Genomic DNA, 1,295 nt, shown 5'->3' on the forward strand with positions numbered 1-1,295 from the left:
CCTGACGAATCCCCACAAAAATGAGACAGACATAGCAAGATGTGATCTACTGATTCTTCCACAAATTCAATGGGATCACCGCTATGCCTGCCCGTAAAGTATGTCAGAATTTTTTTCAGGATGCTCTCGGTTCTTTCCACAAGTACCGGCAGAGCGCTCTGGTTGATGCCACGGTTGCTTTAATCAAGGGGGCATCGCTGACGCTAACGCGTATCGGACGTTTTCTACCGGGACAGGCTCAGGTAAAAAACAAAATCAAACGAGTAGATCGCCTGCTGGGGAACGAGTCACTTCAGAAGGATATTCCGATGATTTTTAAAAGTATTATTTCAATGCTGACCAGCAAGCTATCGTTATGCGTGATAGCCGTAGACTGGAGTGGTTATCCATCTCAGGAGTATCACGTTCTCAGGGCAAGCCTGATTTGCGACGGTCGCTCAATACCCCTGCTGAGCCACATTGTGCCATCCAGCAAGCAGAACAGCAGTGAAATCCAAAAAGGTTTTCTGAATGCGCTGGCAGAAACGATAAAGCCGGAGACAAAAGTGATTGTTATTACGGACGCAGGATTCAGAAATGCCTGGTTCAGCCACATAAAATCGCTGGGCTGGGACTTCGTGGGGCGTATTCGCGGCAATACTCAACTCCAGCTGAACAATAACGGCGAGGGCTGGCTCAGAACCGGGGAAATCATTGCTGGCGACAGGCCGGAATATCTTGGCGAAGGAACGTTGTCACAGTCCACGCCGTGTGACGGGCATTTTTATATTCAAAAAACGAAACCGAAGGGACGAAAACATAAGCGTGCCCGCTGTCGTATCAGACGCTCAAAACAGGTTCGTTGTGGTCGTTCAGCAGCGAAAGAGCCGTGGCTTCTTTTCGTCAGTAGTGCTGAATTTAAGCCTCGCGAGATCATGAAGCTGTACAGTCGTCGAATGCAGATAGAGCAGAATTTCCGCGATGAGAAAAGCGAACGCTTCGGGTTTGGGTTACGAGCCAGTTACAGCCGTTCCGCCGGAAGAATACAGGTGCTGAGTCTGCTGGCAACGCTGAGTACGATAGTGCTGTGGCTACTGGGGTTCCACGCTGAAAACAAAGGATTGCATCTGCGATATCAGGCCAACAGCATCAAGTCTCGCCGGGTGATCTCATACCTGACGTTAGCGAAGAATATTTTACGGCATTCTCCGCTAATGCTCAGGCGAATATCCCTGAAGGACGTTCTTAACAATTTAACAAGGGTTTACCACAAAATGGTGCTGGTTTATTAGCGTCAATTTGTGGGGATCCCTCAG

Annotated in this window: 1 protein-coding gene; it reads left to right on the forward strand. The window is 48.9% G+C overall.

The features are described 5' to 3' along the window. The first annotated feature begins 83 nt into the window (after positions 1 to 83). Positions 84 to 1,271, forward strand: coding sequence for an IS4 family transposase (locus F7Q90_RS25635; RefSeq protein WP_006118957.1), 1,188 nt, complete (start codon positions 84 to 86; stop codon positions 1,269 to 1,271). Positions 1,272 to 1,295 lie beyond the last annotated feature (24 nt).

This window comes from Pantoea stewartii subsp. stewartii (assembly GCF_008801695.1).
Taxonomy (GTDB): Bacteria; Pseudomonadota; Gammaproteobacteria; order Enterobacterales; family Enterobacteriaceae; genus Pantoea; species Pantoea stewartii.